Genomic DNA, 23,218 nt, shown 5'->3' with positions numbered 1-23,218 from the left:
ATGCCCACCATCCAGACCGGCTCGATCCACTCGGAGCGCTGCATTTTCATCAGCAGGTCGGTGCCGATGTTACCGGGGCCAATGATGACCGCTTTCAGTTTTTTGCTCATTGATTCTCACCCAATCAAATAATGCTCAGAACCAGCTCATCCGGCTTCGCCGCATACAGTCGCTCGACATCCGCAGCACGCGTTTCAAGCATCTTTCTCTGGTTCAAATTGCCCTTGTCGGTTATCTCACCTTTTTCGATTTCGGCCGGCGTATCCAGCACCACCAAACGACACACCTTCTGTGCCGAGCCTTTGGCAACCTGTGCCATCAGCGTCATGGCCGTGTGCAGCTCTTCACGCACATGTGGGTCCTGCATCAGCTCGGAGCCGATCATCTTGCCTTCGCAATCTTCAGCCAGCTTGCGCATGCGCGGTCCTGGAATTACCAGAAGCCCCAAATAATCACGGTCATGTCCTGTCACTACCACATCGGTTACAAGATCACCGAAAAACTTGTGTACATTGGCGCGGATACTGGCGACACAAACCCAAGTACCTGTACTCAACTTGAAATCTTCAGATACCCGTCCATCGAAGCGGATCCCAGCGGATGCATTATTCGGATCCTGCAGCTGACCGGCATCACCGATGCAATAGAAACCTTCCTCATCGAATGCTTCAGCCGTTTTTTCAGGGTCATTCAGATATTCATTGAAAACAATCGGCCCCTTGATACGCATTTCCAGTTTGGAACCGTTGGGCATGAACTTAATCTCCACACCCGGGAAAGGCACACCGATGTTACCCGGCTGGCTCAGACGCCAATGCACATTGGTAATAGCTGGCGCCGTTTCCGTGCCACCCCATTCGGTAGCAAAAAACACATCATTACCCGTGGCTTCACTGAGGCTTTTAAGCTCATCCCAAACAGGGACAGGCAAAGCTGCCGCAGCGTAAAACAACATATCCAGATTGGAGAAGAACGTATTGCACAGCTCCTCGTCATCACGCATGTGTTCCAGCAGTACTTCGTACCCCTTGGGCACGTTAAAGAACAGGTTGGGCTTTACATGGCGGATATTGCGAATGGTTTCACCGATCAGACCGGGCAGCGGCTTGCCACTGTCGATGTAAAAGGAACCACCATTGCGCAACACCAGATTGAAATTGTGGTTGGTGCCAAAAATGTGACTCCAGGGGAGCCAGTCGAGAACACGCGGCGCTTTCTGTTCAACAAACGGCCAGTACTGGGCAATCATCTGCTGGTTTGCACACATCATGCGCTGGGTGTTGACCACTACTTTCGGCGTGCCGGTCGAACCGGATGTCAGCAGATACTTGGCATGCGTATCGGGACCAATGGCGGCAAAACGACGATCAACCTCTGCTGTCACCTCGTTTTCCAGCATATCCTTCAGGCAATGAATACCACTGCCATCTTCGATATTGCGCGATGCGATCATCACATGATCACCTGAACACGCCTCAATAGCAGTTTGGAAATGCTCGGCATCATCGACAAAAATGGCACAGGGGTTAAGCTTTTTGACAATCGCCTGCAGACGGTCATGCGAACGTGACATTAAAGAGTACGCGACCGACACGGGAGTTACGGCAATACCAATATGCATGGCGGCCATTTTGATCAACGCATGATCAACCGAGTTACCCGACAGAATCACCAGAGGTCGCTGCTCATCGTTGGGTAACCCCAGGTCGATCAGCCCCTGAGCGACGGCTCTTACACGATTGCGAAATTCGGCATAGCTGACTTCATCCCAAGTACTGCCATGACGTTCGGCTATGAATACCTGACCCGGCCTTTCGTCGGCCCACTTTTCCAGCCAGTCACCCACACAGCGATCATAGGGCTTCAGCTCGGTTTCAGAACGTACGACGAAGGCTCCGCCTTCACGTGCTTCAACGGCTACACGGGTATTCGGCAGCTGTGAAAAAATATCTGCACTCATGATAAAACCTTTGAAATATTATTTTTATCAGTCAGTTAACCGGCTTTCAGCACCAGCTCATCGAGCTGATCAAAGCAGAACCTTAGCTGCATGCCCGGCGTGATGTTGACCATTGGTGCCATGGCACCCGACAGCACAAGATGCCCCTTTCTTATCGGAGTACCCAGATCATACAGCTTGCGCACCAGCCACCAGGTCGCATTCAACGGATTCCCCAGGCACGCAGCTCCAGTACCTCGGACAGGGTCACGGCCTTCAGACTCGATGGATACACTCAGGCGAGTAAAATCCACGCCATTGGGATCAAATCGCTTGGCACCGACCATATACAGGGCAGAGGATGCGTTATCGGCTACGGTATCGACGATGTTGATTTTCCAGTCACGCACCACAGAATCGACAATCTCCACTACCGGCATGAAACACTCAATTTCTGCCAGCATCTCGGTGAACGTCAGATCCCTGCAATCGAGATCATTTTTGAAAATGAAGCCGATTTCGCCTTCCGCCTTGGGCGCGATCAGTTGCGAGCAGTCAATCCGCTCGCCAGAGCGACGCTCCATATCGGCGAAGAGAACACCATAATCAGGTTGGTCCACGCCCAACTGCCGTTGAACCGCTTCAGAGGTCAAACCGATTTTGTAACCGGTTACTCGCCCTCCTTTCTCCAGCCTGTCACGGTTGACCAATTGCTGTACCGCATAGGCGTCATCCATGCCGAAATGAGGATAATCTGACGAAATCGGCCCTGTGGCGCAGGCGTCTGCTCGCGCCTTGATAATTCGTTGCGCTACGGCGTTAAATTCTTGCTGGCTCATTTACAGATATCTCTCTGACAGGCGCTTCATGTTTTCCAGAGCCATCACATATTCTTCATGCAACTCATCAACAATCTTGCCGGCTGATGCCACGGCACGAATCGCTCCGACCCCTTGCCCTGCCGACCAGACATCTTTCCACGCCTTGTTGGCCGTCGAAATGTTGCCGGAAAAATCGATTGCCTTACCGGGGCCGGCCTGTTCCGGATCAATTCCCGCCTGTTCCAGACTGGCCTTCATCCAGGTTGCATTGACGCCGCTGACCGCTTTGGTCTCAACAATATCCTCAAGACCCGAAGCCACCAGCATCGCGCGATAGTCGTCATTGGCAAAACTCTCTTGCGCAGCGATAAAGCGTGTACCGGAGACAACAAAATCAGCCCCGGCCGCCTGCATTGCCAGCACATCCGCACCTCGCGAGATACAGCCCGCAACGCCCAGGGGGCCATCCCAGAAAGTGCGTACCTCATTGATAAAGGCAAGAGGATTGTATTGCCCGGTATGGCCACCCGCTCCACTGCACACCAGAATCAGGCCATCAACACCGGCTGCAATCGACTTTTTCGCCATCGCCGGCGTGATCACATCAGCAAACACCTTGCCACCATACGCCTTTACGGCATCGGTCACGCGTGCAGGTGACCCCAAGGCAGTCGATACGATAGCGGGTTGATAACGACGCACCAGATCCAGCTCTGCATCAAAACGGTCGTAAGAAGAGTGCACAATCATATTGAGCAGCCAGGGCTGCCGACTGGCATGCAGGGCTGCGTGAATCTGCACCATCCACTCATCCAGTGTTTCCACTGTACGTGCGTTAGCCGCCGGCAAGGCTCCAATCACACCCGAGCGCGCGCTGGCGATAATCAAATCCGGTGAAGACACCAAAAACATTGGCGCTACCACCAGTGGCAAACGCAATTCATTAAACAGGTTCATAAACCCTCCTCAGCGTGCAACCCAACCGCCGTCACTGTGAATGACACAGCCGGTCGTCATCGGGGACTGTTCGTTAGAGGCCAGCACAACATAAAGCGCGGCATGATCCGAGGGTGAAGCCATCCGCTTGAGCGGCACGGCATTGGCCGCATTTTCATGGAATCCCTGAATATGATTGAGCGGCTGAGCACGCCCCGAAATGCCGTCCACCGACTTCATCTCGGTATCGGTTGCACCGGGAGACACCCCGTTAACGCGTACATTCGGTGCCATCTCATAGGCGAGCTGTTTGATCATGCCCACGACCGCATGCTTGGACGTGACGTACAAAATGCCGCCGCCACCGGGGTAGAAGCCGGAGTTGGACACGGTCAAAATGATATTTCCGCCGCTTTTGTTCAATTCTTCCTGTGCCGCACGCACCCCGTTCAAATACCCCAATACGTTGACGCGAAACAGGCTATCGAAATTGTCGGCGAGTTTTTCAGGTGCGATTTTGCGCAACGGTACGAAGTAGTCGAACAGCGCCGCATTACCCACGAAGATATCAAGTTTGCCGAACGCGGCGACCGTTTCGGCCACCGCGCGTTCGTTATCTTCGTACCGGGTCACATCGCCCTGTACCGTGATCAGCCCCTGGGGGAAGTCACGCTTGAGCGCATCCAGCTTGTCGGCATTGATATCGAACACCGCCACCCGGGCACCTTCGGCCAGGTAACGTTCGACCACGGCCCGACCGATGCCATCGGCACCCCCTGATACAAGGGCCACCTTGGAATCCAGTACTGTCATGTGGCACCTCAGAGGAAGGTGTTGATGTTTTTGCAGGTCAACGTCGCGTTCGGGATCAGGATAAGACGCTTCTTGATCTTGAAGCTCTCCCCGTCCTGCACGATCAGATCCTGACGACGACCATAGATCACATATTCTTCATCCAGACCGCGGCTTCGCACGCTCTGAAAGGTAGAATGCACGACGTACTCACCATCGTTTTCGCCGTAATAGACTTCGACATTGGTTAGCTGATGCACATTACGGGTTGCCGGATTTTCCGCCCAAGCAGAAGGTTGCTTGAAACGTGCAACACGGCGCCCAAGGTCGCGCAAACCGTCATCAAAAAATGCCATGTGGTCTGCGGCGTAAAAACCATGCTCCAGCAAATTCTCACGACGACGGTTCTCGATGCCCGGCATCCAGTAATGGATCTCTTCGTGCATCAATCCCAGCCAGTCATCAAAGCGCTCGTCATCCAGCAAACGGTATTCGTAGTTCAGAAAGTGTGATACGCGGTAATGCTGTTCTACTGAAACCGGGCGCAGTTCATCATACAGAGCGGTCATTATTCAGCCTCCTGCTTGCCAACGTTTCGATTGGGAACTTCGTTCCAGCTGCGGGAATTCAGCATGTCATACCAGTACTGGTAGAAAGCACGGGAGTTGGCTTCATTGAGCTGGCCTTCATAAACGTTAGCCGGCAGCGGAGTATCGGTCAGCAGAGTATCCATGCCCAAACCTACAAACAGGTCCTGCTGAGCGGTGACACGCCCCTTGGCGGTCTTGGTGCAGTATTCCCAGTTTTCGCCGTCATCCATTTCGAACACGCCAGTCGGAGAAAAGGTCATCATGGCACCCTTGCGCCATTTCTCCTTCACCTCTTCGGGTGCACTCTTGTTCACCACGACCCAGGTAAACAGTTCCATCTTGTTCGGCCCACGCGGCTGCCATATACGCACGGTGTTCTGGCCCGGCAGGAAAGAGAAGTTCGGGAAGATGGTGCAGGACGAAACCGAACCGATCATGTTGGAGCGGAAATCGCCCAGGCGCTCGGCCACGGACGGCTTGATGGTATGCAGGTACTTATTCAGGGCACTTTCACCCAGTACCGCCACGTTGCCCACGGTATCCAGTGCAAATTCGTATCCGTGACCATTCCAGTTGACGGAATAGGACTCTTCGAAGTCGCTGACCTTGGCAACGGAGCCACCCAGCATCGCACGGGCAGCGGAGTCATGTGTCCAGCCTGCGTGCAGAATGTCACCGACGAAGTTCTCGGCGGCAATTTTCCAGTTGCACTCATAGGTAGAACGGATGCAGCCACCCACAAACTCGGTGCCACCTTCCTGATTGTCGAACAGGGCATCCATGTACCAGGCGATCGGACCCAGGTACTCCTTCAAAGACGGAGCATTGGCATCGAAGGTAGCAAAGACCAGACCCTTGTAGGAATCGACCTGAGCAACCTCTTTCAGACCCCACTTGGACTTGTCGAAATTGCTGTCTTCGTAAACGCCAGACTCATGCTGGCCAACCAGGTTGCCTTCGACATTGAAGGACCAGCCATGGTAGTTACAAATAAAACCACGCGTGCTGCCGGACTCGGCAAAGCAGACCTTGTTGCCACGGTGCGGACAGGCATTCAGAAACACCTTGATGCCGCCGCTCTTCTGGCGAATCACGATCACTTCATCTTCACCCATAGTGGTGGTGATGTAGTCACCGGTTTTCGGGATCTGTGATTCGTGCGCTACAAACAGCCAGCAACGCGCGAATACCTTTTCCAGCTCCTGCTCATAGATCTCTTGGTCGTAGAAGATCTTGCCTGCAATGCGACCGTTCTCAAGGTCGCATACATCCTTGAGCCCCGTCAGCGAATCCGTTACATCGAGTGTTTTAATTATATTTCCCATGGTCTAACACCTTTTAGCCTTAGCCTTTCGCAATTAACGCCGGATCTGCCTCAATCAAGGCAAATATCTCGTCACCCTCAATCTCGACCGGATAGGTTTTCAGGTCGATTTCGCAGGGAAACCCCTGCGCCTTGCCAGTCGGTATATGAAACTGTCCCCAATGAACGGGGCAGGTGATCAGATCATCTTCAATATCACCCTCAGCCAGAGATGCCGTGGCATGCGTACAAAGATCCGCAGTCGCGTAGTACTGACCACCGAGGTTGTACACCGCGATGTCACCAAACTCGGCGTTATCGATTTTCTTGACCTGGTTTTCGGCAAGCTCTGACACCTTGCACAAAAACACCTTTTCAATAACTTCCATTGCTGCTCAGCCTTTCTTCAATTCAATAAAGCCCAGACCGGTCACCCATTCCGGCACCGGCTGATACTCGATCAGTTCGCCGCGTGGTGCATTCACGGCTGCCATGGCGCAAATGAAGTTACGAATTTCCATCGCACCGTTACCGCCGTTCTCCAACACCTGTTCATCGGTAAAGGCCACTAGCCCATCGATATTGGCGTTGCAGCACAGGTCAATGATCTGACGATCGAATTCTTCGTTGACCTTGCCGGTTTCCTTGACGCCAACCCAATGGCTGATACCGCCGCTACCGATTACAAATACCTGCTCGTCACTATCGAACGCTTCGACGGCACCTCGGATCTGTTCACCCAACTGACGCGCGCGAGTCTTGGTAATAAAGGGGTCTACAGCACTGGCCAGGTAAACCGGTATCGCACTGATGCTGCGGCCGCTGATTTCCTCGGCACGACGCACAATCAGCTTGTAGGGGATGGAGAACGCGTGATCCGTGGTAAACGAGCGTGCCACGGCCCAGTCGAATCCGGTTTCACTGCCATGAGCCGCGATGTGTTGCGCCAGCGCTTCGTGGTTCTGCACCTGCTCTTTCTTTAGCCCCGGCAACTGGTCCAACGGACCTTCCACATGCCCGGTGGCAATGCAGTACTTGGGCAGGCAAGTGGTGCCAAACAGCATGTAATGGTCATTGCCAACGATAATGACGCTGGACGCGCCACTCTCGGCCAAACGTTCAGCACAGGCTTCGTAGGCATCCCACACTTTTTTGGCTTTCTCCGCCTCGGGTGCATCAGGGGCCACAAACATGACCGGGTCGTGCGGTACCAGAAATCCGCCAGTAATCTCTGCCATGATGCTTACCCCTTAATGGATGCGGAGTGGGCGGAATCAGAGCCCAGCTTGCGGTTGTAGGAAGAAACCCGGCGATCCGGTGACATCTCGATCCAGTAGCCAAGCGTCAACATCGGGTTCACGCCGACTTCCTGCATTCCCTTGACGTCGAACTCAAGAATCATGCGTACGCCCTCTTCATCAACCGGGAAGCGACTCAGGAATTTTTGCGGGTCTTCGCGGTATTTTTCTTTTGAAAAGCGATCCACGGAGAGGCTCCAGAGGATGCGCTCAAGCACGTCCCGACTCATGCCTGCCCCCCGCCGATAAAGCTGTTCAGAATTTTGAGGAACTTCTGTTTCTGCTCGGTCTGCACCCAGTGGCCGCACTGACCAAACACATACAGATCACTGTTGGGGATGTTCTCGGACAGCACACGCCCACACTGAACTGGCACTACATTGTCTTCACGCCCATGCAAAACCAGAGTCGGCGCCTTGATGTTCTTAACGGCCTTTTCCGGGAAGCCCTTCACCATGGTTTCGCCATCTGTACTTGGCTGAGGAATGAGTTTGCGCAAGGCATCCTGTGCACCGGGTCGCGCACTGGCCTCATAGCGTGACTGCACCAATTCATCCGTGATCAATGACGTGTCGTAAGGGAAAAGCTCCATCAGCGAGCGCATGTTCTCGACTGACGGTTCGTACAACCAGGCACCCGCCAGCCCCTTGGTCTGTACAAAAGTACCTGCCGGCGTACCCAGCAGCACCAGCTTGTCGAGACGCTCCGGGTTGAACAGCGCCAGACCGATACCGACCGCGCCACCGAAGGAGTTGCCCACCAGAGACGCCTTATCCAGACCGATGGCATCCATGAATTCAACCAGATGATTGACCCAGAACTTGATGTCGTAGTGGGTATCTTCCTTGAACTCGGTAAACCCGAAGCCGGCGATATCCGGCACGATGACATGGAAGTTTTCCGCCAGCTGATCCATGACGCCGCCCCAGTTGGTCCAGCCGGATACACCCGGACCTGAACCATGCAGCAGCAACAGAGGCGCTCCGGCACCGCATTCAAAGTACGCCGTTTCATGGCCGGCTGCCTGAACAAACTTGCGATCTGACTCTTTCATCACACCTCCGAACATACAGTTGTGTATCCAGATACTAGTGAGTACGTACACAACCGTCAACAGGTCGAGTGATTCTCAACACTGAAAAACATTCATAAACAAGGTAAAAAATGATCAAAAAACATATAACCTGTTGTTTATAAAAACATAAAAACTGTTGCATTAACAGAATAGTATGTTCTTTAAAAACAAAAACCATTTTACAAGACTGTGATACCAACAATAAAATAAGATACATATATGTATGTATTGCAGAGGTAGTGACATGAACACGATTTCGGTGAGTTTGGGTGAAGCATCACACAGGCATGAGCTATACCCGATGAAGGAGACCTCACACGGCAGACAGATACTGGTTTTCTCCACCTGGGCAGGGATTACAGACTTCGAACGCGACGTGGCCGAAAGACTTAACAGGGCCGGACATAGCGCAATACTTGTCGATTTCTTCGGGGAAAGTGCCGACTTATCAACCTTTGAGAAGAAACAACGCGCCATATCGCCCTACCTTCAGGACCTGGCCGTACTTCAGGCTCACGTAAGCGCATTGATTGTTTCAGTCAAGCGGGCAATACCGGCAGTGAACCAGCCCATGTCTGCAATAGGTTTTTGTCTTGGCGGACTGTGTGCCCTGCACGCCGGCCTGCAGGAGCATGACGTTGACACCGCCGTGAGTTTTCACGGGTTACTGAAGCTGCCATCCATAACCGGCCATGCAGCCCAAAATACTCGCTTCCTGATTCTGAACGGGAGTCGGGACCCAATGGTTTCATCTGATGAGGTGACTTCAGCCATTCAGTTTTTTGATGACCGGGCACTGGACATGACACTGGTTTCGCTTGGTGGTACTTATCACTCATTCATGCTGCCGGATGCTGACAATCCCAAGGCTGGTGTGCTCTATAATCCCCAGAGTGCTGATCGTGCATGGGCTTTGTGTGAAAACTTCCTCCGTTAGGCAAAACAGCAGGTAACAGGTAAGACAGGTATCCATTGCTTTTTATACTTAGACTATCTGTCTATATACAGGTACAGATATAACCTTCGACGTGTATAATTCTCGACCATCTTTAACGGGTGGGTATTGAAGGAGCATTGGGTTGAGGGAGTGCCAGATTGACCGTTGTCGTCAGCTGATCCTGTCCATTTCGCTGGTTGGCATTCTACTGACAGGCACTCTGGTCGGTCTAAGCAGTGCCCTGCCCATGTTTTTTTCCGCCCGTGAGCATGTTGAAAACTCAGCACTGGATAGCTTGGAAGCCCGTGCCGCGGCAATCAACAGCCTGCTGGCCGGCTATCAGGATATTGCGCGCCAATTCACAAGCCGTACCGAGATTAGGCGCCGACTCGAAGCGTATGAAGCCGGAGAGTTGGAGTTTGATGAGCTTGTGGCTTTTACTCGGCCCCGCCTCAAAGACCCCATGAGCAAGCTGCCTGAACTGCTGTTCATGCGTCGCAGCGGCCCCGATCTAAAACCGGTTGTCAGCCTGGGGCATAACCCGGGCCTTGAACTTGAACATATCGACACCACCGGCGTGAGCCTCATGCCATTACCAACCTCGACCGGTTTTGTGATTCGGGCGGTGGGTGCAATCACGGATGATAATGGTCGTCGTGTTGGTATCGATACCCTGCTGTTCAGCTCAGAACGGCTAAAGGCGCTGCTTACATCAGACAGCGGCTTCAGTACTCAGGCACGCCTGACGCTGGTACAGGTTTCGCCCTCTGGCACGGTGTTGGCGTCGCTGGACAGTACAGGGGAGTTTGTCCGTCTCCTGCAGCAACATCAGCCCTACCTTGCCGCGCTCACACCCCGCACTCTGATTCATGCAGACGATGGCAAAAACCGCCTGTTGCTGACACCTCTGGCACTGGACAGCTGGGTTCTGGCGGTACGACTGCCTCGATCTGACCTGTATGCCAAGGCCAATCAGCAGCTGCTGACCACCTCTGGTGTGATACTCGCCATGATGCTGCTAGGCCTGTTCCTGACGCGCAGAGCCCTGTCTCCGCTGGTAGCACGCATTACTCAGCAGACTCAGAGGCTTGAAGAGTCCTCTGCTGAGTTGCGCCTGTCTGCCAATGTGTTTGAGCACGCCCAGGAGGCAATCATCGTCACTGATCCCGGTCTCAAAATTCAGCGCAGCAACCGCACCAGCAGTGAAGTCACAGGTTACTCATCCGAACAACTGCTTGGCATCGGGCTTGATCAGTTGTTCGATCAGTCCAGCCGTCAAGGTGATCAGATTGAGCTGATCCTGCACACCCTGAACCGTGATGATGCCTGGCAGGGTGAGATCAACTATCGTCATGCAAACGGACATATCATTCCAACACTGCAAACCATCAGTGGTGTGCGGGATGATCAGGGGCGCATCAACCACCTGATCCATATTTTCAATGACATCACCGATGCCAAGGAAAATGAGCGCAGAATGCAACGACTGGCCAGTCAGGACTCACTCACCGGACTGCCCAATCGCGCCAGCCTGAACCGACAGATCGAGCAGCAATTGCAGCAGGCGGCACAGCAACAACAGCGTTGTGCACTTCTGTTTATCGACCTGGACAACTTCAAACCGGTGAATGACAACTTTGGTCACGCTGTTGGTGATCAGCTACTGAAAACAGTTGCCAAACGGCTACAACATGCATTGCGTGAAGAAGACAGCGTGGGCCGCCTTGGTGGCGATGAGTTTCTGGTATTGACCGGGAACCTGCAAAAGCCGGAGGAAGCCGATGTCATCGCGGCCAAATTGATTGCGCACCTGCTGGAGCCCTTCCATATAGCCGAACACAGTATCAATATTGGCGCCTCCATCGGTATCGCCTATTTCCCGGACGATGGCTGTGACACACAAACCCTGACCCGCATGGCGGATGAAGCGATGTATGCCGCCAAAAGGCAGGGGCGCAACTGCTACGTCAAGACTACCTCTCTCGACTGAAAACGATTATACAGCCCCTGTTCGGTTACACCTGAATGGGGCACATATAAGATCCTGCGCACTCAAGCAGTGCACCTCTGGGAACCCACGTCCCTTGCCCGCCCTTGGCGTGCACTCCACTGCCCAATAGCTGATCTGATTTACTGGAACGAAAATTGCTTTACTGCTGGTAGAACAGATCTGGAGTGATACCCATGCTATTTCGACGCCGCAGTAAAGCCGAAACACAACAGAGCAGACTGCTTGAATGTCTCACGCACCTGGAAAGCTCTGAACTGACCCGCAAACAAGTGCCAAACGATGCTTTAAGACAGCAGCTTGAACAGCTGCAGCTTCAGCTCAGAGAGCGGCATAGCGTCAACTCCACCCAGGGAGTTCGGAGCATACTGCACACAATCAGTAGCCTGCTGCAACGCTGCGGGCTGTTTGCCGGTCATACTCGCCGTACACTGGTTCAGCAGGAAGGTCTGATTGAGCAAATGGAGCAGCGCTCTTCGCTGCTGGAAAGCGAGCTGAATGCCGCTGCCGACAAGGTCGGACAGTCACGGGACGAAGTCGGGCAACTGCAACAGACGCTGGGCGACACCGTCAGTGATACCAGTAAAGCGGTGATAAAAGCCATGGAGGGCATCTCAGCCAAACTGGAAGACAAGGCGAACGGCGCCCATTCAGTACTTGAAAACATCATTCGTATTGGTGCGCAGATTAACCTGCTGGCCCTGAACGCGGCCATAGAAGCCGCCAGAGCCGGTGAGCATGGTCGCGGTTTTGCTGTCGTTGCCAACGAAGTACGCAATCTGGCCGAAGTCACTGTCAAGCATGTCAACGAAGCCCGTGAACAGCTTGATTTTGCAGCGATTGAAGAGGACCTGACCGAGCTGCGTCATCACACGATGAGCAAGCTTGAATCATCGGACCAGGCGGTCCGCTTCTCTCAAGAGCGTCTGGGTAATCTGTTTGACCACATCAACGAGGACATCGGCCAGGTACGCCAGAATACGGATATCCTGTTCGAGACCCTGCATCTGCTTAAAGACTCCATGGGACGCATTGAGGACAAACAGCTTTGGATCTCCTCGCTTTCAACGCAGATCAGTCAGGCACTTGAAGTACTGCCCTCCGGGCTTGAGAGTCTGAACGCCGCCGAAACACCGCTGGAGCGACTGCGCGCTCAACTGGGATTCACCTCACACAAAGACCGGCTAAGTCAGATTCAGCAGCGGGGCATTTTGCGTGTGGCGGTTGAGCCACAGTTTGTCGGGCTGTCATTCCGGCGCAAACCGGGAGAGCCCTTGCAGGGCCTTGATATCAGCTATGCACATGCATTGGCTGAACACCTTGGGGTTCGATGCGAGTTCGTCGAGACCCCATGGGATTTGTGTACTGAGCGCCTGTTCAGCAGCGAACAACCCGGCGGGATGCCAGCCGATATCGTTATCAGCGCACTGCCACCGGATGAAGGCTATGCACACGTTGCCTATTCAGACCCCTACACCTATTTACACTGCGTTTTGGCGCGCCGCGTGGGTGACAGCAGCATTCGGACCCATACCGACCTGGAAGGCAAGGCACTGGGTATTATCAATGACCCCGCCGCTTTTGCCGTACTGGACAGCCTTGGCATCGGTACGGATACCGACAGCCGAATCAGGCTGTCGAACCTTCTTGCCTACTCAGACCAAAGCCGCATCCATGACTGTCTTGCCAGGGGAGTGGTTGATGCATTTATTGTCGACCTGCCGATCTACCACTGGGCCTGCAACAACCCTGACAGCCCCTGGTTTGGCAAGATTGAAACATTGCCGGGGAACCTGGCAGATCAGTCCTATTTTTACTCGATGGCCGTGTCAGCGGATGCGGACAATGCAACACTTCTCAGCGAGGTCAATCGATTCATCCAGCACTTTACGACGACTGCAGAGCGGGAGAAAATCGAGCGGTTCTGGCAGGGCCAGGTGATTCAGGACAGCCTGAGCCTCGACAGTCTGCCCGGCGAACTGAAAGGGGCAGACGATCTGCATTCCATGGCTGCGGCTGCCCAAGCAGCTTGATGCAACCGTCCGCCTTAACTCTCTTGCGCCCCCTGCCGCTCAGCAGATCCGTGGCAGCGGTTCACTGTTCAACCAGTCCAGCAGGCGGTTGCCGCCAAAGCGGGTGCGCAACTGTACAAACTGCTGCGGGTCAGCAGTGACAGTGCCGATAATGGCTGCGCTCTTCCCCTGCGGGTGAGCGCGCATCAGAGCCAATAGCTCAGGTGCCTGTTCTGGCGGACAGATCGCAACCAGCTTGCCCTCGTTGGCGAGGTAGAGCGGGTCCAGTCCAAGCAGTTCACACACCGCCTGTACCGGCTGGATCACCGGTATGGCGGCCTCTTCCAGCTGCATTCCGACGCCGGACTGCTGTGCCAGTTCGTTCAGTGTATTGGCCAACCCACCGCGAGTGGGATCACGCATGCAGCGCAGTTGTGGTACCTGCGCGACCATGGCTTGTGTCAGCCGATGCAGTGCGCAACTGTCGGAACGAATATCCGCCGCAAAGCCCAATGACTCACGCTGGGTCAGAATACAGGCACCATGATCGCCCACACTGCCCGACAGCAGGATACAGTCGCCGGGACGTGCCCGGTCACCTGACAGATCAAGCCCCTCAGGCACAATGCCGACACCGCTGGTGTTGATGAACACGCCATCGCCCTTGCCGCGTTCGACCACCTTGGTGTCACCAGTCACGATTGGTACGTTCGCCTCGCGGCTGGCCTGCGCCATCGATTCCACAATGCGGGCCAGTTCGGCCAGAGCAAAGCCCTCTTCCAGAATAAAGCCCACCGACAGTGCATGTGGTCGGGCACCGCACATGGCCAGATCATTGAGGGTGCCATGTACAGCGAGCGAGCCGATATCGCCACCGGGGAAAAACAGCGGCGACACCACATGGCTGTCATTGGCGAAGGCCAGTCGCCCGGCCGGCAAGCTCAGCTGAGCCTGATCATTGCCCTGCGCCAGCCACTCATTGTCAAATGCCCGCGCAAACAGCTGACTGATCAGCTGCGCCATCGCCCGGCCTCCGCCTCCATGCGCCATCTCGACCTTGCCGTTGATCAAATCCAGTCGACTCATTCTCTCTCCTGCATCGCAATCCGCCCCCGGTTGTAACGGTACCAGGCAGCGCAGGCACCTTCCGATGACACCATACAGGCGCCTAGCGGATTATCCGGTGTACAGGGCGTACCGAACAGTCGGCACTGATCCGGTCGCTTCTGCCCACGCAGAACAGCCGGGCATTCGCAGGCTGGATGCTCTCTGGCCCTTGGCGCTGACAGTTCAAAACGCTGTTCGGCATCATAACGGGCATATTCTGGTCGTATTTTCAGTGCACTTGCCGGCACCTCACCCAATCCGCGCCATTCAAAGCTGCTTCGGCGCTCAAACACCCTCTCGACCAGTACCCTGGCCTTTGGGTTGCCGTCAGGCGTAACGGCCCGGCTGAACTGGTTTTCAACTCTGGCCTCATGACGATTCAGCTGCCCAACCAGCATACTGATGGCCTGTAGCAGGTCCAGTGGCTCAAATCCGGCAATCACGACCGGTTTGCCAAACTGCCGCGGGAAAGGCGCGTAGGCTTCACTGCCGATCACGGTACTCACATGCGCCGGACCGATAAAACCATCGATGGCAGTGGCCTCGCCCTCACTTGGGGTCAAAATGGCATGCATCGCCGCCGGGGTCAGCACATGGTTGCACAGCACTGAAAGATTGCTGATCCCCATTTCATCGGCACGCTGAATCAGTACCGCCGTGGGCGGTGTTGTGGTCTCGAAGCCGATGGCAAAAAACACCACCTGGCGCTCGGGGTGCTGCTGCGCCAGCGTCAGCGCCTCCAGTGGTGAATACAGCATGCGTATATCAGCCCCGTCGGCACGCGCCTTGAGCAAACTCTGTCCCCTGCCGGCAGGTACCCGCAACATGTCACCGTAGCTGCACAGAATCACCTCCGGCAGACGGGACAGCTCAAGCGCCTGCTCCAGACGCGCGACAGGCAATACACAGACCGGGCAGCCAGGGCCGTGGACCAGTTCAACATTGTCAGGCAGCAGCGCGGGCAAACCGTAACGGAATACCGCATGCGTGTGTCCGCCGCAGAACTCCATCAATCGGTAATGGCGCCCCGGATCAGCCTGTTGAAGGATATGCTGCGCCAACTGGTGGGCCAGTTCAGCATCACGAAATACGTCCACGTACTTCATTGTTGCTGCGCTGCCATCTGCTGCAGCATTACCAGAGTCTTTTCAGCCTCGACCCGGTCCAGTTTCTGCAGCGCAAAGCCCACATGCAGAATCACGAAGTCACCTACCTCAAGGCCATCCAGCAATGACACGTCTATCTCGCGGCGCACGCCCCCCATATCGGCCAGCGCACGCCCCGGGCCAGTCAGTGCCACCACTTCAACCGGTACAGCCAAACACATCAGCCTTGCCCTCTTTCCCGTTCAACATTCGCACGCATGATCGACACCCATACCTGCCCCAGTGACAGCGCGGCATCTCCCGGCGGCAGATTTATCGGCAGGCGCGGCGTCAGCCCCTGCCGCTGCAACGCGTCCACCAGACCGGTTCGGAGCCAGCTGTTCAGCAGGCAGCCACCGCTGAGAATAACATCGCTGATACCCTGCTCATGTGCGGCTTTACCGGCCCATGCCGCCAGCGCAGCGATCAGGTTGGCATGAAAGCATTCCGCCCCTTCACGGGCATTGTCCATTTCAAGCAGGTGCTGCAGCAAGGGGTTCAGATCCAGACAGTTGCCATCACTCACACGCCAGAGCGAAGCATCAGGTTCAGGCAGCTGTCTGACCTGTGCTTCCAGCAACATGGCGGCCTGAGCTTCAAAGGTCTGTACGTCACAAACAGCCATCAACCCCGCCACCGCATCGAACAGTCGCCCAAGACTGTTGCTGGGCGGGCAATTGATATCTGCACGCAGCATCTGTGCAACCTCTTGCCAAAGAGGCTGGTGGCCAAAACGCTCGGCCATCAGGTCCTCCCGCCCCAGCTGAAACAGAAGGGCCAGTGCCAATCGCCAGGGCTCCCGTGCGGCACGGTCACCACCAGGTAAAGGCAGCGGTTTCAAGGCACCCAGCCGTTCATGGCCACTCGCGTTTACTTTCAGCAACTCACCACCGCGCAACTCACCCGCTTCACCCAACCCTAGTCCATCCAGTGACAGTCCGATTACCGGGCCGGTCAATTGATGTTCGGCCATCACGGCGGCCACATGGGCATGGTGGTGCTGAACCGGCGACAGCGAGATGTTCCGTGCATCAGCATACTGCTGTGCCAGTCGATAGCCGTAACTGTCCGGCTGCAGGTCGACACTGACCTGTGCCGGGGTTACACCATACAGCGCCGGCAGTTGCTCAACCTGTAACTGCAAACGGCGACAGCTTTCGACACTGGCAAGATCACCCAGCGGGGGTGACAGCCAGGCGCGCGGCCCCTGGCTGAGGCAGAGACTAGTTTTAAGGTAGCCGCCCAGTGCCAGCATGGGTGGGCCGGTAACCGCCAGTTTTATACTCTGCGGCGAAACGCCTCGGCCTCTGCGCACCCAGGCCCCGGAGGCCGCCAGTACGCTGATCACAGGGTCGTCCTGAGGCTGAACGATGTCGCGATCATGCAGCAGCAGCCGATCCGCAATGTCCCGCAGTTGCGTTCGGGCATCTGCGTTGGTGTGGATCAGTGGCTCCCCGCTCAGGTTGGCACTGGTCATGACCAGCAACAGGGACTGCGATTGAACAAGCCAATCGGTGCCGACAGGTCGTCCTGCCGCCTCATGGAACAGCAGCCAGTGCAACGGGCTTTGCGGCAACATGACGCCAAGTCCATTCAGTCCCGGCGCCACCGTGTCAGGCAACATCCCTTGCCTGACACAGGGGGCTATCACGATCGGCGTACCCGGATGCGTTAGCCAGCGTGTTGCGATCTCGCTCAGCTGCACCAAAGGGTCCAGCGACTGCGTGTTTGCAGCCATGATGGCAAAAGGCTTGTGCGGGCGCTGTTTGCGCTGGCGCAACCGTGCAATGGCGTCAGGGTTACGTGCATCACAGATCAGATGAAATCCGCCCACCCCCTTGAGTGCCAGAATCTCACCGCGCCGAACGGTATCCAGTGCCTGCTCCAGAGGATCTGCCTCATCGAGCCGAACTCCATCAACCGTCTCAACCCAGACCGAAGGGCCGCAATCGCTGCAGGTATTGGGCTGGGCATGAAAGCGCCGATCGGCGGGGCTGTCATATTCATGCAGGCACGACGGGCACTGGGGGAACATGGCCATGCTGGTATTGTGACGGTCATACGGCAACCGCCTCAGAATGCTGTAGCGCGGGCCACACCGGGTGCAGTTGATAAAGGGATAGCGCCAGCGCCTGTTACGAGGGTCGAACAGTTCAGCCAGACAGTCATCACAGGGAGCAAGGTCCGGCAGTATCTCACCGCTGTCGTGGATTTCATCTTGAGAAGGCTGAATACAAAACCCGACAAGGTTCGGCTCATCCGGCATTGTGACGCGCTCGATGCGATCAATCCGGGCAATCACCGGTAACCGGTCCTGCAACCGAGGCTCAAACTGCTGCAGGGCTGCCGCATCACCCTGCAGCTCAATACAGACGCCCGCCGGCGTGTTATACACCCGCCCCTGCAAACCCAACTCGCACGCCAACCGGTAGACCAGTGGGCGAAAGCCAACGCCCTGAACCAATCCCTGAACACGCAGATACTGCACTAGAGCAGAGACTCCAGCCGGATCGCTTCAGCCTGCAGTGCACTGATTCTCTGTTGCAGCCGTTGCTGTCGTCGCTGATTGACCCAGTCGACCCAGCTTTCCATGCCTTCACCAGTGCGGGCTGAGAGCTGGATCACCTCAATGTCGGGGTTGATGCGCCGGGCGTAATCGATGCAGGCATTCAGATCAAACTCCACGTAAGGCAACAGGTCGATCTTGTTGATCAACAGCAGGTCCGAGTGGTGAAAGATGTCAGGGTATTTCATCGGCTTGTCATCGCCTTCGGTCACCGACAGAATCACAACGCGATGAGCCTCACCCAGATAAAAGCCGGCCGGGCACACCAGGTTGCCCACGTTTTCAATGAACAGAAGCCCCCCCTGCAGATTGGGCAACTGCTGCATGGCATGGCCAATCATGTGCGCATCCAGATGGCAGCCCTTGCCGGTATTGATCTGCAGTGCCGTCGCACCTGCCGCGCGGATACGTTCAGCGTCACGGCTGGTCTGCTGATCGCCCTCAATCACCGCCAACGGCACCTGGCCGGACAAACGCGTGATCGTGGCTGTCAGCAGGCTGGTCTTGCCGGAACCGGGACTGGAGACCAGATTCAGCGCCAACAGCGCCTGCTGTTCAAACAACTCACGATTGGCGACGGCATAACCCGCGTTTTCACTCAGGATATCCTGTTCAATCTGCACTAGACGGCGTGTGCCATCCGTCTGATGAGGTGTATGTTGATGCTCATCGTGCCGGTGCCCGTTCGTACTGCCCACCTGCACTTCGTCCTTGCCGCAACCACAGACGCCACACATCATTCCACCTCCAGCTCATGTACCCGCATTTCATCCCCTTGCAGCAACTGCAACCGATAGCTGCCGCAGTGAACACAGGCATCAAACCGGCTTGTGACCGGCTGCTCCTCGCCACACTGCTGACAGCGGGCACGCGCTTCAGGGCTGATAATATCCAGGGCCGCCTCCTCTGCCAGCGTACCTCGACAGGCGGCGGTGAAACAGAAACGCAGTGACTCGACTTCAACCATCGCCAGCGGCCCAACCTGCAGCCAGACATGTTTTACCCGCCTGAAATGCTGCTCCTGCGCTTGCTGCTGCAACAGTCGGATGATGCTATTGGCAATCGACATTTCATGCACTCGACCATGCTCCCTGCAGCCTTTGTTGACTTGAGAATAGCAGCCTGACAAGACGGCCGGCACCCTCATTCTATATAATCGTGCCCCTGTTGATCATCTTGCGGAGTCCCCCCATGCCTGCCACCGACGCGATTGCCCACCGCCTGACCCGCCGTACCGGCGAGCAGTCCTACAGTTTGCGCGAGCAGCCGTTTGATTCCGAGTCGCTGAACAACCGATTGCTCAGCGAGATCAAGCCGCTGTTTACCCGGCGCGCCAGCAAGCGCTATGGCTGCTTTGCGGATGAGTCCGGCGCTTTCAAGGGGCTGGTGCTAAGCTGGCTCGACCAGAGCCTGAGCTTTACCCAGTTCAGTCGCAAGGTGATCGAACAGCTCGCCATGCTGATGGAGCAGCAGGATCTGGAAACCGATGGCCACTGGCTGTTCATCGTCGAAGAGCTTGAAGCGGCACGGCGGCTCTGGATTGCCAACCTGAAGCAGAAAGAAGGTCTGCTGCTGAACAGCGATAATGATTTGCAGGACACCCTGTATGTGGATTTCGCCAAAACCGGGCTCTGCGCCTGCCTTGACCTGCAGGATATCCAGCACCCTGACAAGAAGCGCTACCTGACCCTGAGTTTCGGCTTTGGTGATCGCCCACTGCAGGGCGCACTGATGGAATTTGCCAGCTTTACCGATACCGTGGACACCCAGGCAGACACCGAACGCTTCATGGGACTGGTACAGGATTACAGCGCCGTCATGCCGGAAGAGAACGCCAAACGCTACCAGAAAGAGGTCGCCGAGTTCTGCATGGAGCAGTCAAAGGAAGGTGAGGCGGTCAACTACCGTGCCCTGGCCGAATCGGTGGATTCCGTAGCGGAAGTCGGCTTCGATGATTTCATCGCCGAACGTGCGCCGGAGCTGAAGGAGGAATTCATTCCCGATCGCAGTAGCCTGAAAAAGTACATCCGTTACACCGGCCGTACCCGCGAGGTGTCGATCAGTTTCAGCAACGAGTCACTGGGCAAGAGTATCGCCTTTGACCCGAGCACAGAGACGCTTACTCTTACAGACTTGCCCGCCAGCCTGATCAAGCAACTCAAGGGCGAGTAATCCTGCCGGTAAAGTGCCAGAATAGTCTGACAACCCCAGCCTGCTATGCCTGATCGGAGCCCATGATGCCTGGCGAGTTATTGATACTGTTCCTGCTGATCCTGTTCAGCGGTGTATTTGCGATCTCCGAAATCGCCATCGCTGCGGCCCGCAAGATCAAGCTGCGAGTACTGGCCGAGGAAGGCAACGAGAAGGCCCTGGCGGTACTCAACCTGCAAGAGCAGCCCGGCGCCTTCTTCGCCATGATTCAGATCGCGCTGAACGCCATCGCCATTCTGGGCGGCATCGTCGGCGAGCAGAGCCTGACCCCCTACATGAAACAGCTGCTGCAGCTGTTCTATGACGGCCCTCTGCTGGACAAGGCCAGCTTCGCGCTCTCGTTCATCACCATCACCTCGCTGTTCATTCTGTTTGCCGACCTGCTGCCCAAGCGTCTGGGTATGATTCTGCCGGAAACCATGGCGATGCATCTGGTCCGTCCCATGCGCTGGGTCACCCTGCTGCTGACGCCGCTGGTGCTGCTGTTCAACGGCATCACCAATTTGATTCTGCGCCTGCTGCGCCTGCCCACGCAGCGCGAGGAGATCGTCACCACCGACGACATCGTCGCCATGATGGATGCCGGCGCCGAGCACGGCAGCATTCAGCAGCAGGAGTATCATCTGATCGGCAACGTGTTCGAGCTGGAAGGCCGCACCCTGCCCAGCGCCATGACCACCCGCGAGCATATTGTCTATTTTGACATCAACGACAGCAGCGAAGAGATCAGCGCCAAGATTATCGAACACCCGCACAACTGGTTTCTGGTCTGTGACGGTTCGCTGGACAAGGTGATCGGCGCGGTGGAGTCCAAAGAGATTCTGCGCAAGGTGCTCAAGGGCGAACCCTCGAGCATCATGACCGAGATGATCGAGCATGACCTGCTCTACCTGCCCGATACCCTTACCCTGTCGGAAGGGCTGAACGCATTCAAGACTTCGGCTCAGCCCTTTGCCGTCATTTTGAACGAGTATGCGCTGGTTGTAGGCATTCTGACGGTCAAGGATCTGATGAACAGTTTTATGGGCGACCTGATCTCCAGTACCGGTGACGAGCAGATCATCCAGCGTGACGAGCACTCCTGGCTGGTAGACGGCACCACTCCGGTCATCGATCTGGCCCGTGTACTGGGGCTGGATATTGAAGATTTCCCCAACTACAGCCAGTACGAAACGGTGGCGGGTTTTCTGATCTATCACCTCAAGCGCATTCCCAAGCGCACCGACTTTATCCTCTTTGCCGGCTTCAAGTTTGAGGCGATGGATATTGACAACCTGAGAGTGGATCAGTTGATGGTCAGCCGTATCGGTGACGAAGACACGCTTGCCGGCGCTGCATCGGTCTGATGCGACTGGATCGCTTTATCTGCAAGCACACCGAGCACGGCCATCAGCAGGCGAAGCGGCTGGTGGCGAGCGGTCGAGTATCGGTGAACGGCGAGGTTGTCACCAACCTGCGCGCCGAAATCGATCGCTTCATGTGTGTTGAACTGGACGGCCGGCGCCTGCAGCAACAGCAGTCCCACTACCTGATGCTGAACAAGCCCACCGGCTATCTCAGCGCCACCTCGGACCCGCAACACCCTACGGTGCTTGAGCTAGTGCCACCGGAGTTGCGCACCAACCTGCACCTGGCCGGCCGGCTGGATCGCGCCACTACAGGCCTGCTGTTGCTGACCAACGATGGCCTCTGGTCACGACGAATCACCGCACCCGAGCAGAAAATTCCCAAGGTTTACCGCGTCACTACCGCCGAGACAATCAACCCTGAAGCCGAAACTCGCTTTGCTGCCGGTATCTGGCTGGCACGGGAAGGCGTTTTGACCAGCCCGGCCCGGCTTGAACGGATCAGTCCCTGTGAAGCGCACCTGACGATTTACGAAGGCCGTCATCACCAGGTGAAGCGCATGTTTGCCGCAATTGGTAATGCAGTGACAGCCCTGCACCGTGAAAGCATGGGTTCTATCCGGCTCGACCCGGATCTTGCACCGGGTCAATATCGCCCCTTGACGGCAACGGAGCTGAAACAAGGCTGAAGTGCAGCTGAGAGGAAGATCCAATATTTTGTGTGTATTCGTGTTTTCCTGCACCATCATGCGACTACGCCAAACATCTTGCCGACTCCCGCCGTCAGCGCCATGGCCAGGCCTCCCCAGAAAACAACTCGGATGGCGCCGATCACAAGTGATGCGCCACCGGCTTTTGCAGCAATAGCACCCAGCATGGCGAGAAACACCAGTGAGCACAGAGCAACCAGCGTAATCAGATACCCGGTGGGCACCATCCAGGCCACCAGTAACGGCAGAGCTGCACCGACAGTAAAGGTGACCGCTGACGACAGGGCTGCCTGAACGGGTTGAGCACCGCCGTTGGCCGAAATTCCTATTTCATCGCGGGCATGCGCATCAAGGGCATCGTGCGCCATCAACTGTTCTGCAACCTGACGCGCCAGTGCCGGCTCAACTCCTCGATTTTGGTA

23 protein-coding genes are annotated in these 23,218 nt (G+C 55.9%); 6 read left to right on the top strand and 17 right to left on the bottom strand.

Annotation, left to right across the window (positions count from 1 at the left end):
- Positions 1-124: 124 nt before the first annotated feature.
- The 10 genes from ABIE61_RS17165 to ABIE61_RS17120 are packed head-to-tail and all read right to left on the bottom strand — an operon-like array spanning position 125 to position 8,733.
- On the bottom strand, positions 125-1,960 hold the full coding sequence (locus tag ABIE61_RS17165) for a feruloyl-CoA synthase (protein WP_354411740.1): 1,836 nt from the start codon (positions 1,958-1,960) through the stop codon (positions 125-127).
- Between the two features lie 35 nt (positions 1,961-1,995).
- Positions 1,996-2,778 (bottom strand): 2-keto-4-pentenoate hydratase, encoded by a 783-nt coding sequence (locus ABIE61_RS17160; RefSeq protein ID WP_354411739.1) that lies wholly within the window; start codon positions 2,776-2,778, stop codon positions 1,996-1,998.
- Positions 2,779-3,717: an NAD(P)H-dependent flavin oxidoreductase gene (locus tag ABIE61_RS17155; protein WP_091825755.1), complete on the bottom strand. Its 939-nt coding sequence runs from the start codon at positions 3,715-3,717 to the stop codon at positions 2,779-2,781. It abuts the gene before it with no gap.
- Positions 3,718-3,726: 9 nt separating this feature from the next.
- Complete coding sequence (gene hcaB, locus ABIE61_RS17150; protein ID WP_354411736.1) at positions 3,727-4,509, bottom strand: 3-(cis-5,6-dihydroxycyclohexa-1,3-dien-1-yl)propanoate dehydrogenase; 783 nt, start codon at positions 4,507-4,509, stop codon at positions 3,727-3,729.
- A gap of 8 nt (positions 4,510-4,517) precedes the next feature.
- Positions 4,518-5,057, bottom strand: a complete 540-nt coding sequence (locus tag ABIE61_RS17145; RefSeq protein ID WP_354411732.1) for a 3-phenylpropionate/cinnamic acid dioxygenase subunit beta — start codon at positions 5,055-5,057, stop codon at positions 4,518-4,520.
- Complete coding sequence (locus ABIE61_RS17140; RefSeq protein ID WP_354411729.1) at positions 5,057-6,403, bottom strand: aromatic ring-hydroxylating oxygenase subunit alpha; 1,347 nt, start codon at positions 6,401-6,403, stop codon at positions 5,057-5,059. Before ABIE61_RS17140 ends, ABIE61_RS17145 begins: the two co-directional genes overlap by 1 nt.
- 19 nt (positions 6,404-6,422) lie before the next feature.
- A complete protein-coding gene (locus ABIE61_RS17135) occupies positions 6,423-6,770 on the bottom strand; it encodes a non-heme iron oxygenase ferredoxin subunit (protein ID WP_206840541.1) in 348 nt (115 codons plus the stop codon).
- Positions 6,771-6,776: 6 nt separating this feature from the next.
- The gene (locus tag ABIE61_RS17130; protein ID WP_091825739.1) at positions 6,777-7,619 is read right to left on the bottom strand and encodes a DODA-type extradiol aromatic ring-opening family dioxygenase; all 843 of its coding nucleotides are present in this window, start codon (positions 7,617-7,619) and stop codon (positions 6,777-6,779) included.
- A gap of 5 nt (positions 7,620-7,624) precedes the next feature.
- A complete protein-coding gene (locus tag ABIE61_RS17125) occupies positions 7,625-7,909 on the bottom strand; it encodes a hypothetical protein (RefSeq protein WP_206840539.1) in 285 nt (94 codons plus the stop codon).
- A complete protein-coding gene (locus tag ABIE61_RS17120) occupies positions 7,906-8,733 on the bottom strand; it encodes an alpha/beta fold hydrolase (RefSeq protein WP_091825728.1) in 828 nt (275 codons plus the stop codon). Before ABIE61_RS17120 ends, ABIE61_RS17125 begins: the two co-directional genes overlap by 4 nt.
- 322 nt (positions 8,734-9,055) lie before the next feature.
- On the opposite strand from ABIE61_RS17120, the gene ABIE61_RS17115 reads away from it, so the two are divergent.
- From ABIE61_RS17115 to ABIE61_RS17105, 3 genes are all read left to right on the top strand, one after another.
- Complete coding sequence (locus ABIE61_RS17115; RefSeq protein ID WP_175527625.1) at positions 9,056-9,691, top strand: dienelactone hydrolase family protein; 636 nt, start codon at positions 9,056-9,058, stop codon at positions 9,689-9,691.
- Between the two features lie 142 nt (positions 9,692-9,833).
- Entirely contained in the window at positions 9,834-11,681 is a 1,848-nt protein-coding gene (locus ABIE61_RS17110; protein WP_354411724.1) for a diguanylate cyclase domain-containing protein, read from the top strand.
- A 194-nt stretch (positions 11,682-11,875) separates the two neighbouring features.
- The gene (locus ABIE61_RS17105) at positions 11,876-13,732 is read left to right on the top strand and encodes a methyl-accepting chemotaxis protein (protein WP_354411721.1); all 1,857 of its coding nucleotides are present in this window, start codon (positions 11,876-11,878) and stop codon (positions 13,730-13,732) included.
- Positions 13,733-13,771: 39 nt separating this feature from the next.
- Here ABIE61_RS17105 and hypE read toward each other — a convergent pair whose 3' ends face one another.
- Genes hypE through hypA form a run of 6 tightly spaced genes read right to left on the bottom strand, consistent with a single transcriptional unit; the run spans position 13,772 to position 19,598 of the window.
- Positions 13,772-14,797, bottom strand: a complete 1,026-nt coding sequence (gene hypE / locus ABIE61_RS17100) for a hydrogenase expression/formation protein HypE (RefSeq protein WP_354411718.1) — start codon at positions 14,795-14,797, stop codon at positions 13,772-13,774.
- Entirely contained in the window at positions 14,794-15,924 is a 1,131-nt protein-coding gene (gene hypD / locus ABIE61_RS17095) for a hydrogenase formation protein HypD (RefSeq protein ID WP_354411716.1), read from the bottom strand. The genes hypE and hypD overlap by 4 nt, the downstream gene beginning before the upstream one ends.
- Positions 15,921-16,145, bottom strand: a complete 225-nt coding sequence (locus ABIE61_RS17090) for a HypC/HybG/HupF family hydrogenase formation chaperone (protein WP_354411714.1) — start codon at positions 16,143-16,145, stop codon at positions 15,921-15,923. The genes hypD and ABIE61_RS17090 overlap by 4 nt, the downstream gene beginning before the upstream one ends.
- The gene (gene hypF, locus ABIE61_RS17085; RefSeq protein WP_354411712.1) at positions 16,145-18,451 is read right to left on the bottom strand and encodes a carbamoyltransferase HypF; all 2,307 of its coding nucleotides are present in this window, start codon (positions 18,449-18,451) and stop codon (positions 16,145-16,147) included. Before hypF ends, ABIE61_RS17090 begins: the two co-directional genes overlap by 1 nt.
- Positions 18,451-19,269: a hydrogenase nickel incorporation protein HypB gene (gene hypB, locus ABIE61_RS17080; protein WP_354411709.1), complete on the bottom strand. Its 819-nt coding sequence runs from the start codon at positions 19,267-19,269 to the stop codon at positions 18,451-18,453. The genes hypF and hypB overlap by 1 nt, the downstream gene beginning before the upstream one ends.
- The gene (gene hypA, locus ABIE61_RS17075) at positions 19,266-19,598 is read right to left on the bottom strand and encodes a hydrogenase maturation nickel metallochaperone HypA (protein WP_091825818.1); all 333 of its coding nucleotides are present in this window, start codon (positions 19,596-19,598) and stop codon (positions 19,266-19,268) included. The genes hypB and hypA overlap by 4 nt, the downstream gene beginning before the upstream one ends.
- Positions 19,599-19,720: 122 nt before the next feature.
- Here hypA and ABIE61_RS17070 point away from each other — a divergent pair, with 122 nt between their 5' ends.
- The 3 genes from ABIE61_RS17070 (at position 19,721) to ABIE61_RS17060 (ending at position 22,775) form a co-directional block, all read left to right on the top strand.
- Positions 19,721-20,701 (top strand): nucleoid-associated protein, encoded by a 981-nt coding sequence (locus ABIE61_RS17070; protein ID WP_354411706.1) that lies wholly within the window; start codon positions 19,721-19,723, stop codon positions 20,699-20,701.
- A 65-nt stretch (positions 20,702-20,766) separates the two neighbouring features.
- Complete coding sequence (gene paeA, locus ABIE61_RS17065) at positions 20,767-22,086, top strand: polyamine export protein PaeA (RefSeq protein WP_091825815.1); 1,320 nt, start codon at positions 20,767-20,769, stop codon at positions 22,084-22,086.
- Positions 22,086-22,775 (top strand): pseudouridine synthase, encoded by a 690-nt coding sequence (locus ABIE61_RS17060; protein WP_354411702.1) that lies wholly within the window; start codon positions 22,086-22,088, stop codon positions 22,773-22,775. The genes paeA and ABIE61_RS17060 overlap by 1 nt, the downstream gene beginning before the upstream one ends.
- 56 nt (positions 22,776-22,831) lie before the next feature.
- On the opposite strand, the gene ABIE61_RS17055 is transcribed toward ABIE61_RS17060, so the two are convergent.
- The coding region (locus ABIE61_RS17055; RefSeq protein ID WP_354411700.1) for a VIT1/CCC1 transporter family protein at positions 22,832-23,218 on the bottom strand (387 nt) is incomplete at its 5' end.

Origin of the sequence: Marinobacterium sp. MBR-111 (assembly GCF_040547585.1) — a bacterium.
GTDB classification, from domain to species: Bacteria; Pseudomonadota; Gammaproteobacteria; order Pseudomonadales; family Balneatricaceae; genus Marinobacterium; species Marinobacterium iners.
Note: the sequence above shows the minus strand (reverse complement) of the source record. Positions and strands in the feature narration are given on the sequence as shown.